This is a genomic window from Altererythrobacter chaiwopuensis, assembly GCF_054957735.1.
In genome coordinates this window covers 1,391,056-1,404,945 of record NZ_JBTXJF010000001.1, presented here as the reverse complement: position 1 = coordinate 1,404,945, position 13,890 = coordinate 1,391,056, and the positions used below count along the sequence as shown (strand labels likewise).

Genomic DNA, 13,890 nt, shown 5'->3' with positions numbered 1-13,890 from the left:
GTGGCTCACGCGGCTTTCTGCCTGCGCCGGGCGTGGACCAGCAGGGCCGAGAGCGCCGCAGGGGTAATTCCCGGCACACGGCCCGCTGCTGCCAGGCTGGCCGGTTTGGATGCGATCAGCCGTTCGACCATCTCGTTTGACAGGCCGGGCACTTCGCCAAACGGGAAATCGCCCCCCAAGGCGAGCGCTTCGCTTGCTCGCAAGTCACGCAATTCGGCATCCTGGCGCGCCAGATAGGGCGCGTAGGCAGCATCTTCAGCCATCTCCGCGACCAGCGGATCATCAGCTAGCAATTCAGCGCCGAGCCAAGGCTGCAGATCGGCCACCTCCACGCCCTCATGCCTAAGCCATTCGCTGACCGGCTTAATTCCGCCGTCGCGCCGAACGGGCAGGCCAGCATCGTCAAGCTCCTTCGCCGCGATCCCGGTATCGAAATGCGGCGCCAGTTCCGCCCGCCGCTCCTCGCGCCTCACAAACCATTCAGCCCGTTCGCTGCCGACGCAGCCAGCGGCAATGCCAAGCGGGGTAAGGCGGGTGGAGGCATTGTTGGCGCGCAGTCGCAAGCGATATTCGGCGCGCGCGGTAAGCATGCGATAGGGCTCGCTCACACCTTGCAGCGTAAGATCGTCGACCATCACCGCGATATAGCTGTTGGCCCGGTCAAGCGCAGGCGCCTCGCGACCCAGAACCTGCGCCGCAGCATTGAGCCCGGAGATCAAGCCCTGCGCCGCCGCCTCTTCATACCCGGTAGTCCCATTTATCTGCCCCGCGCAATAAAGCCCTGGAATCGCGCGCAACTGCAAGTCAGCCGTGAGCGCACGCGGATCGATATGGTCATACTCCACGGCATAGCCCGGCACTTCCATCGCTACCTGCTCCAGGCCTGGCATGGCGCGCAACATGGTGAGCTGGACATCACTCGGCAACGAAGTGCTGATCCCGTTGGGGTAGACAAGACGGGTGTCCAGACCCTCCGGCTCGAGGAAGACTTGATGCCCGTCCCGATCGGCGAAGCGGTGGATCTTGTCTTCGATCGACGGGCAATAGCGCGGGCCCGCCGCCTCGATGGCGCCGGTGAACAGCGGTGAACGATGCAGATTGGCGCGGATTACCTCATGCGCCGCCTCGGTCGTGCGGGTGATGGCGCAAAACACCTGCGGATTGATGCGCCGCCCGGTCAGCGGGGACATGGTCCAGTGATCGACATCGGAAGGTTGCTCTTCAAGCCGCGCCCAATCGATCGTACGTCCGTCAAGCCGCGGAGGCGTGCCGGTCTTGAGCCGCGCCATCGGCAGACCTGCCCCGCGCAATTGCGCAGCCAGCCGATGCGCCGCGTTTTCTCCAATCCGGCCGCCGTCAAAGCGCTCCTCACCCCGAAACAAAGTGCCGCCCAGGAAAGTGCCGGTGCAAAGAACCACTGCCGGTGCTTCAAGCGCAGCACCATCGGCCAGATCGAGCCCGCACACGCGATCTCCTGCAAGCCGTAATGCTGCAGCTTCGCCTGCAATCACCTCAAGCCCCGCTTGCGCCCGCACGATCTTCTGCACCGCTGCCCTGAACAATCTGCGGTCAGCCTGCACCCGGGGGCCCCATACCGCGCTCCCCTTGGACCGGTTGAGCATGCGGTAATGGATTGCCCCGGCGTCTGCCGCTCGCCCGATAACGCCATCCAATGCGTCAACCTCGCGGACAAGATGCCCCTTGCCCAGTCCGCCGATCGCCGGATTGCAGCTCATCGCGCCGATAGCATCAAGATCGAAACTGACGAGTCCCACGCGCGCACCCATGCGCGCGGCACCGCAGGCCGCCTCGACCCCGGCATGGCCGCCGCCGACCACAAGCACGTCAAAGCTTCGCATGCGCCGCCCGATACTTGAGCCATGCGGTGCGGTCAAAGAACTTTCGCACATAGCAAGCCGCAACCGTGGCCCGTGAATGTTTCACGTGAAACACTGAAGCTGGCTGGCACTACTTCCCGATACAAAAGCGCCCAAACAGCGCGTCGAGCATATCCTCGGTCGTCGCGCGGCCGACGAACCGGTCAAACCCCAGCCGTGCCTGGCGCAGACATTCGGCGATAATCAGCGGATCAGAATGTCCCCCCGCCTCTCGCAGCGCCGCATGTGCCCCCGCGAGCAAGCCGTGCTGGCGCGCATTGAGCGCCGCTTCACCCGGTTTCGGCATCGCGCCCCGCGCCCGCTCGACAAGTGCCAATTTGAGCTTGGCGATGTTTTCGCCAGTGCGGGCGGACACCCGCCAATCGGGTGCGGCTTTAACCAGATGTGCCTGATCGTCGATCTGTGCCTCAATCTCCCAGCATCCAATTGGTCCGTCGTGTTCAGGCCCCAACCATAGAACCAGATCGGCACGTTCCAGCTGATCGCGCGCGCGGCCAATTCCAATCGCCTCGATCTCGTCCGCGCTTCCTTCTCGCAAACCCGCCGTGTCGACAAAGGTAAAGGGCACGCCGCCTATCGCAACCGAGCGCTCGATAACGTCCCTCGTCGTGCCGGCAACAGGTGAGGTTATGGCTGCTTCGCTCTCACTCAAAGAATTGAAAAGAGTGGATTTTCCTGAATTTGGCGGGCCAGCCAGCACCACCCGATAGCCCTCACCCAAACGCTCTGACTGCGGACGTGCCAGCCAATCGGCCAAATCCTCCGCAAATTGACCGAGCCGCGGCGAGAAATCCGCCGCCAGCCCGCCAACATCGTCCTCATCGCCAAAATCAAGCGCAGCCTCGACCTCGGCAGACAACCGCAACAATGCCTCGCGCCATTGCTCGACCTGGCGCGAAAATCCACCCCCTGCCATCGCGATCGCAGCACTGCGTTGAAGTTCTGTCTGGGCGCTCAGCAAATCGGCAAGCCCCTCAGCCTCGGCCAGATCGATCCGGCCATTGGCGAAGGCCCTGCGCGTGAACTCGCCCGGTTCGGCGCGGCGCAGCCCATGAAACTGCGCAAGCTCGCCTTCAACCGCCGCGATCACCGCCCGCCCGCCATGGCAGTGCATTTCGGCCAGATCTTCGCCTGTCGCTGTATCGGGGCCGGGAAACCACAACACCAGCGCTTCATCAAGCAGTCGGCCATCCGTGCCGTGCAGGCGCGCCAGGCTGGCACGGCGGGGCTCCACCTCGCGCCCCGCAAGCACGCGCAGCGATTCCCCCGCACCCGGCCCGCTGATCCGGATCACGCCGATTGCGGCGGGCGGCGCACCGCTCGAAAGGGCAAAAATCGTGTCGCTCATGCGCGAATGGCGCGCAGCCTATTGATCATCGCCGGATTTCTGCCGCGAGCCGGCCCCGCGCATCCCGCCTTCCATGAAGCTCTGGAACATTTTCAGGCCCAACTGGCCCATCGGCGCGAGTTGCTGGGCATATTCCTGCAACTGATCGGGGTTGGAAACGCCCTTCATCGCCTTGGCGATCGTATCGACATAAACGCTGTTCGCCTTGGACACATCTGGCAGGCCCATGAAGGCGCGGGCCTCTTCGGGCGTGCAGTCGATCTCGATATTGACCTTCATGGCAATTCCTCCACTGGCAAGGCGGGCTCCGGATCCGCCCTCATATATTTGGGTTTGGCAATCACCCCCCACAAGCGATAAGCCGCTTTCGCAGCAAATCAAAGGAGCAACCCTCATGACCGAGACAGTCACGATTCCCACGCTCGATGGAGGCGCCAGTTTCAACGCCTATGTTGCGCGGCCCGAAGGCGCACCTAAAGCTGCAATCATCGTGATCCAGGAAATCTTCGGCGTGAACCCGGGCATCCGCAGCAAATGCGATGGCTGGGCGGCGGACGGCTATCTTGCAGTCGCGCCGGACCTGTTCTTCCGCATGAAACCGGGGATCGTGCTCGATCCAGATGTCGAGGCCGAATTCAACCAGGCGCTCGATTATTTCGGCAAGTACAATCCCGATGACGGGGTGAAGGACATCGAAGCGACAATCCACTGGATCCGCCGGGAGGCTGGTGTGCCCAAGGTCGGCTGCGTGGGATACTGCCTTGGCGGCAAGCTCGCCTATATGACAGCGGCACGCACCGACATCGATGCTTCGGTCGGCTATTACGGGGTCATGATCGACCAGATGCTGGGCGAGAAGCACGGCATCGCCCATCCACTGCTGCTGCATGTGCCCACGGCAGACCATTTCGTCGGGCCGGAAGCGCAGGCCGCGATGCATGCGGGGCTTGACGATCACCCGCGCGTAACCCTGTACGATTACGAAGGGCTCGACCACGGTTTCGCCACTGAAAGGGGCAACCGCCGCAATGAAGAAGGTGCGCAGCTTGCCGACGGACGCACGAAGGCCTTTTTCGCCGAGCATCTGGCATGAGCGCCGCTGCCAAGGGCCTGAAGCGCTGGCATGAAGTGATCAAGGGCGGCAGCGATCCTGCCGCGCTCGCCGCAATCATGCGCGAAGATGCCGTATTCCATTCACCGGTGGTGCACACTCCGCAGGTCGGCCGCCCGATCGTGGTCGCCTATCTCACCGCTGCTGGCGCAACGCTGGGCAATGACAGCTTCACCTATGTGCGAGAGGTAGTGGATGGGGACACCGCAGTGCTCGAATTCACCACTGAAATGGACGGGATCCACGTCAACGGAATTGACATGATCACCTTTGACGAGGAAGGTTTCATCAAGGATTTCAAGGTGATGGTCCGCCCCCTGAAAGCCGTCAACAAGGTCTGGGAAATGATGGCTGCGCAGCTTCAGAAACTGAAGGGCTGACGCACGGCCCTGACTCAGCCCCTAATTCAACGATGCGAAGTTGAGGATGATCCGGCGCAGGCTGGGATCGATATCTTGCGGCAGTTCGGTATCGAGCGCATCGCGCCGCGCCGACACATCGTCGGCAATACGGATATGCCGCATCAGCCAATCAGGGCAGGCGCGCTCCTCGACTGCAATATCCTCGATGATTGAAACCCCGTTGTGGCGCGGATCGGCTTCGATCCGATGCAGCACCCAGGATAAATCCTCGACATTGCCTTCGAGTAATTGCAGGAAATTGCGCCCATTATAAAGCAGCAGGCCGGTCACCGCACGCTCAGCATTGTTACGCCGGCACGATTCAAGGATTGATGCGATCGCCGCTGAATCGATCCCCGCAGCGGTGCTGATATAGACAATTTGGCGCAGCATCAGCCGGGTGATAGCCGGATTGCCCGCAAAGGCAAGCGGCCCCGCAGCATGACCTGCCGGGGCCAGCCCACCCTTACTGGTTCATGGTCGCAAAGAAGTCTTCATTGGTCTTGGAATCCTTCATCTTGTCGAGCAGGAATTCCATCGAATCGATCGTACCCATCTGCATCAGGATGCGGCGCAGGACCCACATCTTCGACATCACGTCCTTGTCGACCAGCAGTTCTTCCTTGCGGGTACCGGACTTGCCGACATCCAGCGCGGGGAAGATCCGCTTGTCCGAAACCTTGCGGTCGAGCACGATTTCCGAATTGCCGGTGCCCTTGAACTCTTCGAAGATCACTTCGTCCATGCGGCTGCCGGTATCGATCAGCGCGGTGGCGATGATCGACAGCGAGCCGCCTTCCTCGATATTGCGCGCCGCGCCGAAGAAACGCTTGGGCCGCTGGAGAGCGTTGGCATCGACACCGCCGGTCAGCACCTTGCCGGAACTGGGCACAACGGTGTTGTAGGCGCGGCCAAGGCGGGTGATCGAATCGAGCAGGATCACCACGTCCTTCTTGTGCTCGACCAGGCGCTTGGCCTTCTCGATCACCATTTCGGCAACTTGCACATGGCGATTGGCCGGCTCGTCAAAGGTAGAAGAAATCACTTCGCCCTTCACGCTGCGCTGCATGTCGGTGACTTCCTCGGGCCGCTCGTCAACCAGCAGCACGATCAGGAATACCTCGGGATGGTTGTCGGTGATCGCTTTGGCGATGTTCTGCAGCAGCACGGTCTTGCCGGTCCGCGGCGGGGCCACAATCAGCGAGCGCTGGCCCTTGCCCTGCGGCGCGATGATGTCGATCACCCGCGCGCTCTTGTCCTTCACCGTGGGATCGGTGGTGTCGAGATTGAGCTTCTCGTCCGGGTAGAGCGGCGTAAGATTGTCAAAATTGGTGCGGTGACGCACGGCGTCGGGATCGTCGTAATTGACGCTGGTAAGGCTGGTCAGCGCGAAATAGCGCTCCCCATCGCGCGGTGCGCGAATCTCGCCTTCAACCGTATCCCCGGTGCGCAGCCCCCATTTGCGAATCTGATTGGGAGATACATAGATATCGTCCGGCCCTGCCAGGTAGTTGGCTTCGGGCGAACGCAGGAAGCCAAAGCCGTCCTGCAGCACTTCGATCGTGCCCAGGCCCATGATCTTGTCGTTATATTCCTCGTCTTCAGCCAGCTCGCGCAGGATGCTGAACAACAGATCCTGGCGGCGCATGGTCGAGGCGCCCTCAACCCCCAGCTCTTCAGCCATGGAGACCAGTTCGGCCGGGGTCTTCTGTTTCAGATCTTTAAGATGCATTGGTATGTCTGTCCGTTACTGAAAATGGCCGGAAGGTCGGTGTCTCGCCTGTGGTGCAAGACATTCGGGCTTGGAGAAAGCAGACCCAGGCCGCGCGGAATGCGGGGCCACAACGCCGGTTGGATGGCCCGAAATAGAATTGCTCGCGAGCCGCGTCAATCGCTGAAATTGCCCTGCCGCGCGCCCAAAGGCAGCGGGCTACATCTGGCGGACAACAATCACCAGGATCACGATCAACACCAGCAGCAGGCCGGGCACCTCGCCCAACATGCGCAATTGCTTCTCGCTCAGTGGCCGCTCGCCCGCAGCGAATTTCTTCGACTGCGAGACCATGAAGCCGTGATAACCGGTAAGCAGGATCACCAGCAGCAATTTGGCATGCAGCCAGCCAAGCCCCGGCGCGCCATCAAACAAGCCCAGCTCCACCGCCATCAACAGCCCCAGCGCCCACACCACAATCAGGCTGGGCGTCAGGATGACCTTGCGCAATAGGTCCATCCGGTGCGCCCACAGCGCCTCTTCGGCCGATCCGGCAGGCGCTCCATGGACGTAGATCATCTGGCGCGGCAGCATGAACAACCCAGCCATCCAGAACACCACGAAGATGATATGGCCGGCCTTGAGCCAGAGATAGGTCATGGCAATAGCATCCTGCATAGCTGGATCATGTAGGAAACCAGCACGTCTACGTCACCCCCGCAGAGTCAATCAGCTGCCGCGCACCGCCGCCACGAGCTGCTCGACATGTTCGATCGGGGTGTGCTGGCCAATCCCGTGACCCAGGTTGAACACATGCGGGCGGGCGGCAAAACATTCGAGAATGAATTCGACCCGCGCCTTGAGCGCATCGCCCCCCGCCATCAACAACAATGGATCCAGATTGCCCTGCACCGGCATTCCTGGCGGCAATTCGCGGTGGGCCCATGCGGGATCAACCGTTTCATCCAGCCCCACCGCATCGACCCCGGTGCGGCGGGCATAGTCGATCAGCTTTTCGCCCGCCCCTTTGGGGAAACCGATCACCGGGCAATCCGGGTGCGAATGCTTGATTGCCGCAGTGATCGCGGCATTGGGTTCGATCACCCAGCGCTCGAACTGGTCGGGCGCCAGGCTGCCAGCCCAGCTGTCGAACAATTGCACCGCCTCGACGCCGGCATCGATCTGCCCGCGCAGATAGGTGATGGTGACCTCTGCAATCGAATCGATTATCGACTGGAAACGCGCCGGATCAAGATAGGCCAGCTCGCGCGTGCGATGCTGGTCGCGGCTGCCCTCGCCCGCCACCATATAGGTGGCAACAGTCCACGGGCTGCCGGCAAAGCCCAGCATGGTCACGCTGTCGTCAAGCTGCGCGCGGCATAGCCGTACGGTCTCGTATACGGCGTCAAAACGCTCATGTTTGGTTGTGAAATCGGCAAGCTCTGCTTCATGCAATGGCGGGGTGAGCCTGGGCCCTTCGCCGGCCGTGAATTCCAGCCCCTGGCCCATGGCATGGGGCACGATCAATATGTCGGAAAACAGGATTGCCCCGTCGAAACCGAATCTCCTGATCGGCTGAAGTGTGACCTCTGCGGCGGCCTCGCTGTCATAGACAAGGTCGAGAAAACCGCCCTTTTCTGCCCTAAGCTCGCGATACTCGGGCAAATAGCGGCCAGCCTGACGCATCAGCCACATGGGCACTTTGTCAGAACGCTTTCCCTTCAGCGTATCGAGCAGCAAACCAGGCATTCGGAAGGTCCAATCAAATAAATAGTATATTTAAAAAGGATTGATGGAGTCTGTTGGCCCTGTGGATTTCGGGGACAAGCGGCTCCTGCCCAATTTTTGCCGGTAATGCAAAGGCCGCAGCATAGGGCGACTCGTTGCCGGGCCCATGTCGAGTCATATTTATCCCTGCTATCCCCAGCCTGTGGGCAACCAGGCCATGCTGTAGACAGACCCGCTAGTTAAGCAGCCGATAGTGGGCATGGAATTGATCCCCGAACTTGTCGCCAGCCTTCTCCCGTGGTTTATGCCCGGAAGGCTCCACAACCCCTGCGACGGGATAAAAACACACCCGCGATGAAGCGAATGCACCTCCATCTTGTTTCGGATTCGACTGGCGAAACGCTTGAGATGATCGCCAAGGCGGCGCTCGCCCAGTTCGACAATCCCGATGTCGTGCGGCATTTCTGGCCGATGGTGCGCTCGCGCCAGCATCTTGACCGGATCGTGCCCTCGCTTGCTGCCAGCCCGGGTCTGGTCCTGTTCACCCTGGTCAATGCCGAAACCCGCGGGCGGCTGGAGGAACATTGCCGCCAGATCGGCCTGCCCGCCGTGCCCGTGCTCGATGCGGTAACTGCTGCCTTCGAAGCGCAATTGGGTGAAGAGGCGCATGGCAAGCCCGGGCGCCAGCATATGATGGACGAAGCCTATTTCAGGCGGGTCGACGCGATCCATTACACCATTGCGCATGATGACGGCGTTGGCTGGGAAGATTGGGAAGAGGCGGACATTGTGCTGGCCGGGGTATCGCGCAGTTCGAAGACGCCGACCAGCATCTATCTGGCCAATCGCGGGTATAAGGTTGCGAATATCCCCCTGGTGGTGGAATCGCCGCCGCCGCCCGCGCTGTTTGGCTTGCGCCACCCACTGGTCGTCGGGTTGACGACGGCGCCGGAACGTCTGGTGCAGGTGCGGCGCAACCGCCTGCTCTCGCTCAACGAGGGTACCGAGACTTCCTATGTCGATTCCGAAAAGGTCCGCGATGAGGTGCAATTTGCGCGGCGCATGTTTGCCGATAATGGCTGGCCGGTGATTGATGTCACGCGCCGTTCGATCGAGGAAACAGCCGCTGCGGTGATCCGCTTCTATCAGGAACGCAAGGACAGTATGCGCGGCGCAAATGATCAGAACGGCGAAGGCGCTATATGATTATCCTGGCGTCAAAAAGCGCGTCACGCCGGGCGATGCTCGATGCGGCTGGTGTCGCCCATGAAGCGATCCCCGCTGCGCTTGACGAGCGCGCGGTTGAAGCGGGCTTGCAAGGCTGCTTGCCTGGCGAGATCGCCGAAGCGCTGAGCGTTGCCAAGGCGCAGGCGGTGGCGCGCGCAAATCCGGGGCGGCTGGTTCTGGGTAGCGACAGCCTGGTGACCTGCGGCGGTCGCCGGTTCGACAAGCCTGCAAGCCGTGCACAGGCGGAAGAGCATTTACGCTACTTTTCCGGCAAGGTGATGGACCTCCACAGCGCCGCTGCACTGGTGCGCGGCGACGCATGCGAATGGAGCGCTTCGTCGCTTGCGCAGCTGCATGTGCGCGAATTGAGCGGTGCCTTTATCGAATCCTACCTCGATGCCGAATGGCCCGAAGTTGGCCATTGTGTCGGGGTGTTCCGCATCGAGGGGCTGGGGGTGCAATTGTTCAGCGGGATCGACGGCGACCACTTCACCGTGCTCGGCATGCCGCTGCTCAGCGTGCTGGGCGCCTTGCGCGAACTGGGGGAGCTGCCCTCGTGAGCAAACCCTATGCCGAAGTGATCGGCGATCCGATCGCGCAGTCGAAAAGCCCGGCGATCCATAATTTCTGGCTCGGCAAGCTCGGGATCGATGCCGAATATCGCGCCTGCCATGTGCGGCCTGGGGAACTGGCTGATTATCTGGCCGCCCGCCGTGAAGATCCGGACTGGCGCGGTTGCAATGTCACGATGCCGCACAAGCAGTCTGTCATTCACCTGATCGACCAGCTTGATCCGGTCGCGCGGCGCATCGGTGCGGTCAACACGCTGGTTCCGCAAGCAGACGGGCTGCTTGGCATCAACACCGACGCAGTGGGGTTCCTTGAGCCGTTGCGAGGCGAGCTCGAACACCGCCATCTGTTTCGCATGGCGCGGGTGCTGGGCACAGGGGGCGCGGCGCGGGCGATCATAACCGCATTGGCGGGCCAGGGATTCACACTGGTCGTTGCGGGGCGCGATCCTGGCAAGGCGCGCGCATTGCTCGATGAACTTGCGCCTGCAAGCGAGCATCACGCGGTCGATCTTGCGCATTTCGCCGATCCCACCGGTTTTGCCTTTGACGATCGCAAGGGTTGCCTGGATCTGGTGGTCAACGCTTCACCGCTGGGTATGCGCGGGCAGCCCGATCTGGCGTTTGACTGGAGCCACGCGCCGCCCGGTGCGATCGCCTATGACATCGTCACCGATCCGCTTGAGACCCACTTCCTCAAATCTGCACGCTCCGCCGGACACAAAACGCTCGACGGGCTCGATATGCTGATCGGTCAGGCTGCCATCGCATTCGAGCATTTCTTCGGTCAGGCGCCGCCGCGCGAACATGATGCGGATATCAGAAGGCTGTTGGCACAATGACGCGGCCCATTATCATCGGACTCACCGGCTCGATCGGTATGGGCAAGTCAACCGTGGCGGAAATGTTTCAGCGCCGCGGTGTGCCGGTGTTCGATGCCGATGCCGAGGTGCGCAAGATGCAGCGCGCCGGGAGTGAGTTGATTGCACCGATCGAGGCTGCCTTCCCCGGATCGACCGGTCCCGAGGGAGTGCGGCGCGATGCGCTGGGGGCGCTGGTGTTTGGAGACAAGCAGGCGCTTGCCCGGCTCGAGGCGATCGTCCATCCGGCGGTGGCGGCAAAGCGGGCCGAATTCCTGATCGAGCATGGCGGCGCGCCGCTGGTGGTGTTCGATATCCCCTTGCTGTTCGAAAAGGGCGGGCATGAAAGCGTGGACACAGTGGTGGTCGTATCCGCGCCGGTCGATGTCCAGCGCAAGCGGGTGCTCGCCCGCGAAGGCATGACGCCTGAGAAATTTGCGCATATCCTGTCATTGCAGGTACCCGATAGCGAGAAGCGCGCACGTGCCGATCACGTGATCGAGACCGGAACTTCACTGGCTGAAACCGAGGCCGCGGTGGCGGATCTGATCGAACGATTGCGGGCCAGCGCCTGACCTTTGGCGATGCGCCGGAATGATGCCGGAAGTGCTTGCCAAATGGGATGGGTGGTCCGATACTGAACTTGATGCGGGAAATCGTTTTCGACACCGAAACCACCGGACTTGACCCAGCTTCGGGTGACCGGATGGTGGAAATCGGTTGCGTCGAGATGATCAACCGGGTGCCCAGTGGCGCCACCTTCCACGCCTATTTCAATCCTGAGCGCGACATGCCCGCCGCGGCAGAAGCCGTGCATGGATTGTCGAGCACCTTCCTGGCTGACAAACCGCTGTTCGCTGAACAGGCCGATGCGCTGTTGCAGTTTCTCGGCGATGCACCGCTGGTAGCGCACAATGCCGGCTTCGATTTCGGCTTTCTCAACAATGAGCTGGCGCTGGTTGGGCGCCCACCGGTCGATCGCGCGCGGATGATCGATACGGTGGCGATCGCGCGCAAGCGCCATCCTGGCGCCAAGGTTTCGCTCGACGCACTGTGCACCCGCTATGGCATCGATCGCAGCCACCGCGTGAAGCACGGCGCACTGCTTGATGCGGAATTGCTCGCACAGGTCTATGTCGAGCTTACCGGCGGCCGGCAGATCGGGCTCGAACTGGCCGCTGAAACCTGCGTGACCGAGATCGCAGTGACCGGCATTTCCACCGTGTCTGGGCCGCAGCAACCCCGCCGCGAACCGCGCGCACACGCAGCAAGCGCCGAAGAGCTCGCGCGGCACCGTGAATTTGTAGGCCGGATCGAAAACCCGCTCTGGTCGAACTGAATGTCCGGGGCCCGCTTCCGGGTTCCGCAAGAACGAGAAGACAGGAGATCGTGCGCAAATGGATATTCGCGTTTCAGGCCATCAGATCGAAACCGGCGCCGCGCTGCAGGAACATGTCACGGACCGGTTGGGCGGGATCGTCGACAAGTACTTCGATCGCGCGCTTTCCTCTCATGTCACTTTCGGCAAGGCGCCCGCAGGCATGTTTGCGTGCGACATCGTAACCCATGTGATGCAGGGGCTGATCCTCAAGGCCCACGCTGAAGCGCAGGACGCGCATCTTGCGCTTGATGCCGCAGCAGCGAAAATCGACAAGCAATTGCGGCGCTACAAGCGCAGGATCAAGGATCGCCATGAGCAGGTGGCGCATGCCCAGCGCGAGGAAAATGCGGCCTACATCCTTGAGGAAGCAGCCTATACGATCTTCGCCAGTGACGAGTCTGAAGACGAGCTCACTAGCGATGCTCCGCCGGTGATTGCCGAGACGAGCGTCGACATTCCCGAGGCAAGCGTGGCTGACGCGGTGATGATGCTCGATCTGCGGGATACCAATGCATTGTTTTTCAAAAACGCTGGAACCGGGCGGCATAATATGGTTTACCGCCGCGCGGATGGTTCGATCGGCTGGGTCGAACCGCGTTAAAGAAGCGCGGCCGGAAGTTGCGGCGGCATGTGCAGCGTCCCTGGAAATCGTCGGTGCAATGCTGCCCGCAAGAGGTGGTGATCGCAGGCGTTGGGGTTGCTTGAAATTTTGACGGACGTGAAACTGGTCTGAAATGAACGCAAATTTTCAATTTCTACCGGAAGCGGTTGCACTTGTGCGGCTGGATTCCAAGCAGGATGTGCTGGCACAGGTCGCGAGCATGTTCGGGCTCGCTTATGGTATCGATTCGGCTGCGGTTCTTGATGGAATTGAAGAACGTGAACGGCTTGGCTCGACCGGATTCGGCGGCGGCGTGGCAATTCCCCATGCGCGCTCCAATTCAGTGACCCGGCCATCCGCCGTGTTGCTGCGATTGGCGCATCCGGTGGAATATGACGCGGCGGACGGCATGCCAGTGGAACTCGTTTTTGGCCTGCTTTCACCCGAAAATGCCGGAGCAACACATCTCCACGCGCTGGCAGCAATTTCGCGTCTGGTGCGCGATGAAAGCGTTCACGAAGCACTGCTTGAAGCGCCTGATGCCGAGGCGCTCTATGCCTTGTTCAGCAACCAGATCGAGAGCGATGCCGCCTGACGGCCCAGCCTCAGGCGCGGAGTTGCACTATCGTGCGCTCGAGCGGCTCTATGCTTCGGCTCCGATCAACACACTGTTTGCATCGCGGCTCGAAATTGTGGGTGAAGGGCGTTCGCGGATTACATTCAGCGTCGACGAATCGAGCTATCATGCGGCGGGGGCCGCACATGGCACGATCTATTTCAAGATGCTCGACGATGCGGCCTTCTATGCTGCCAATACCCGCACTACCGATCGTTTCCTGCTGACGACGTCATTCAACCTCCATTTCACCAAGCCGGTGCGCCGCGGCGAAGTGGTTGCCGAAGGCGTGTGGATCAGCGGCAAGCGCCGTGTTTTCGTTGCCGAGGCGCGGCTGGTCGATGCCGAAGGCGATGAAATCGGGCGTGGAACCGGCACATTCATGCGCTCGCGCATCCCGCTCGCCAGCCTGCCGGGCTACCAGGCAGGCTGAAGGTGG

At 61.5% G+C, this 13,890-nt stretch carries 17 protein-coding genes; 10 read left to right on the top strand and 7 right to left on the bottom strand.

The features are described from left to right. Window positions 1–5: 5 nt before the first annotated feature. The 3 genes from mnmG to ACX3VQ_RS06830 all read right to left on the bottom strand — a co-directional run bounded on the left by mnmG (window position 6) and on the right by ACX3VQ_RS06830 (window position 3,525). Window positions 6–1,859, bottom strand: coding sequence for a tRNA uridine-5-carboxymethylaminomethyl(34) synthesis enzyme MnmG (gene mnmG, locus ACX3VQ_RS06840; RefSeq protein WP_462580127.1), 1,854 nt, complete (start codon window positions 1,857–1,859; stop codon window positions 6–8). Window positions 1,860–1,968: 109 nt separating this feature from the next. Beyond that, entirely contained in the window at window positions 1,969–3,246 is a 1,278-nt protein-coding gene (gene mnmE / locus ACX3VQ_RS06835; protein WP_462580126.1) for a tRNA uridine-5-carboxymethylaminomethyl(34) synthesis GTPase MnmE, read from the bottom strand. 18 nt (window positions 3,247–3,264) lie between these two features. Continuing rightward, window positions 3,265–3,525, bottom strand: a complete 261-nt coding sequence (locus ACX3VQ_RS06830; protein WP_462570824.1) for a DUF6489 family protein — start codon at window positions 3,523–3,525, stop codon at window positions 3,265–3,267. 115 nt (window positions 3,526–3,640) lie between these two features. On the opposite strand from ACX3VQ_RS06830, the gene ACX3VQ_RS06825 reads away from it, so the two are divergent. Next, window positions 3,641–4,339, top strand: a complete 699-nt coding sequence (locus tag ACX3VQ_RS06825) for a dienelactone hydrolase family protein (protein WP_462580125.1) — start codon at window positions 3,641–3,643, stop codon at window positions 4,337–4,339. After that, window positions 4,336–4,737 (top strand): nuclear transport factor 2 family protein, encoded by a 402-nt coding sequence (locus ACX3VQ_RS06820; protein ID WP_462580124.1) that lies wholly within the window; start codon window positions 4,336–4,338, stop codon window positions 4,735–4,737. The genes ACX3VQ_RS06825 and ACX3VQ_RS06820 overlap by 4 nt, the downstream gene beginning before the upstream one ends. A 21-nt stretch (window positions 4,738–4,758) precedes the next feature. Here ACX3VQ_RS06820 and ACX3VQ_RS06815 read toward each other — a convergent pair whose 3' ends face one another. From ACX3VQ_RS06815 to hemE, 4 genes are all read right to left on the bottom strand, one after another. Next, window positions 4,759–5,151 carry a BLUF domain-containing protein gene (locus ACX3VQ_RS06815; protein WP_462580123.1) on the bottom strand — a complete coding sequence of 131 codons (393 nt, stop codon included), beginning with the start codon at window positions 5,149–5,151 and terminating at the stop codon, window positions 4,759–4,761. A 73-nt stretch (window positions 5,152–5,224) separates the two neighbouring features. Continuing rightward, window positions 5,225–6,490 carry a transcription termination factor Rho gene (gene rho / locus ACX3VQ_RS06810; protein ID WP_462570828.1) on the bottom strand — a complete coding sequence of 422 codons (1,266 nt, stop codon included), beginning with the start codon at window positions 6,488–6,490 and terminating at the stop codon, window positions 5,225–5,227. 198 nt (window positions 6,491–6,688) lie between these two features. Further along, on the bottom strand, window positions 6,689–7,147 hold the full coding sequence (locus ACX3VQ_RS06805; RefSeq protein ID WP_462580122.1) for a CopD family protein: 459 nt from the start codon (window positions 7,145–7,147) through the stop codon (window positions 6,689–6,691). Between the two features lie 51 nt (window positions 7,148–7,198). Continuing rightward, window positions 7,199–8,218, bottom strand: coding sequence for a uroporphyrinogen decarboxylase (gene hemE / locus ACX3VQ_RS06800; RefSeq protein WP_462570830.1), 1,020 nt, complete (start codon window positions 8,216–8,218; stop codon window positions 7,199–7,201). A 333-nt stretch (window positions 8,219–8,551) separates the two neighbouring features. Between hemE and ACX3VQ_RS06795 the strand changes: the two genes are divergently transcribed. From ACX3VQ_RS06795 to ACX3VQ_RS06760, 8 genes are all read left to right on the top strand, one after another. Beyond that, a complete protein-coding gene (locus tag ACX3VQ_RS06795; protein ID WP_462580121.1) occupies window positions 8,552–9,403 on the top strand; it encodes a pyruvate, water dikinase regulatory protein in 852 nt (283 codons plus the stop codon). Then, window positions 9,400–9,984 (top strand): Maf family protein, encoded by a 585-nt coding sequence (locus tag ACX3VQ_RS06790; protein ID WP_462580120.1) that lies wholly within the window; start codon window positions 9,400–9,402, stop codon window positions 9,982–9,984. Before ACX3VQ_RS06795 ends, ACX3VQ_RS06790 begins: the two co-directional genes overlap by 4 nt. Further along, on the top strand, window positions 9,981–10,835 hold the full coding sequence (gene aroE, locus ACX3VQ_RS06785) for a shikimate dehydrogenase (protein ID WP_462580119.1): 855 nt from the start codon (window positions 9,981–9,983) through the stop codon (window positions 10,833–10,835). Before ACX3VQ_RS06790 ends, aroE begins: the two co-directional genes overlap by 4 nt. Beyond that, entirely contained in the window at window positions 10,832–11,428 is a 597-nt protein-coding gene (gene coaE / locus ACX3VQ_RS06780) for a dephospho-CoA kinase (protein ID WP_462580118.1), read from the top strand. Before aroE ends, coaE begins: the two co-directional genes overlap by 4 nt. Before the next feature lie 71 nt (window positions 11,429–11,499). Continuing rightward, window positions 11,500–12,192 carry a DNA polymerase III subunit epsilon gene (dnaQ, locus tag ACX3VQ_RS06775; protein ID WP_462580117.1) on the top strand — a complete coding sequence of 231 codons (693 nt, stop codon included), beginning with the start codon at window positions 11,500–11,502 and terminating at the stop codon, window positions 12,190–12,192. 58 nt (window positions 12,193–12,250) lie between these two features. Continuing rightward, window positions 12,251–12,835, top strand: coding sequence for a ribosome hibernation promotion factor (gene hpf / locus ACX3VQ_RS06770; protein WP_462570836.1), 585 nt, complete (start codon window positions 12,251–12,253; stop codon window positions 12,833–12,835). Between the two features lie 133 nt (window positions 12,836–12,968). Then, complete coding sequence (locus tag ACX3VQ_RS06765) at window positions 12,969–13,430, top strand: PTS sugar transporter subunit IIA (RefSeq protein ID WP_462570837.1); 462 nt, start codon at window positions 12,969–12,971, stop codon at window positions 13,428–13,430. Beyond that, window positions 13,420–13,884 carry a PaaI family thioesterase gene (locus tag ACX3VQ_RS06760; protein ID WP_462570838.1) on the top strand — a complete coding sequence of 155 codons (465 nt, stop codon included), beginning with the start codon at window positions 13,420–13,422 and terminating at the stop codon, window positions 13,882–13,884. The genes ACX3VQ_RS06765 and ACX3VQ_RS06760 overlap by 11 nt, the downstream gene beginning before the upstream one ends. Window positions 13,885–13,890: the final 6 nt, after the last annotated feature.